At 77.4% G+C, this 718-nt stretch carries 1 pseudogene; it reads left to right on the plus strand.

Annotated features, from left to right (window positions below):
* A pseudogene (locus CCN51_RS52695) lies at positions 1–567 on the plus strand (cellulose-binding protein); the annotation flags it as partial.
* Positions 568–718: the final 151 nt, after the last annotated feature.

Genomic DNA, 718 nt, shown 5'->3' on the forward strand with positions numbered 1-718 from the left:
GCCCGCGAGGAGGCCGAGCGGACGCGGGCCGTCGCGGAGGCATCCGCGCGCTCGACACTGGAGTCGGCCCAGGCGGACGTGGACGAACTGCGCGCCGCCTCGCGGCAGGACGCCAAGGAGTGGCGGACCGAGGCCCTGTCGGCGCTGAAGGAGACGCGGCAGCGCAGCGCCGCCGTCCTGGCCGAGCAGGAGCGGGACCACGGCGAGCGGTGGGAGGCGGCGGGCCGGGAGATCGCCCAGCGGGAGGCCGCGATGGCCGCCGGGGTCGCCCAGTTGGAGGAGCGCACGCAGCTGAAGCTCGCCGAGGCCAAGCGGGAGTACGCGATGGCCGAACAGGCGGCGCGGCTGAGGCAGGAGGACGCCCAGGCGCAGGCGGCGGAGATCATTGCACAGGCGCGGGCGCGGGAGGAGCGCCTGGAGCGGGAGACGGAGCGGACGCTGCGCGAGCACGTCGAGCGGCGCGAAGAGCTCAAGTCGCATCTGGAGCACGTACGGGGCAGCCTGGCGGCGCTGACGGGCCGGCCGGTCGCCGAGGACGCCGGCTCCACGCCGCGGCCGGAGGCGTAACCGGCGCCTGGACTGGCTGCGGCCCGGCGGGGAAGCGGATGGCTTCGGCCGGACTGGCTTCGCCCCGGCCGACCCCGGCCCGACCGGGAGCCCGCTGCCCCGCCGCCCCGCTACCCGGCCGTCTGCGCCTGCTCGCCGGCGCCTTCCGTAC

The sequence above is a fragment of the Streptomyces milbemycinicus genome, assembly GCF_002154605.1.
In the GTDB taxonomy this organism is placed as follows: Bacteria; Actinomycetota; Actinomycetes; order Streptomycetales; family Streptomycetaceae; genus Streptomyces; species Streptomyces milbemycinicus.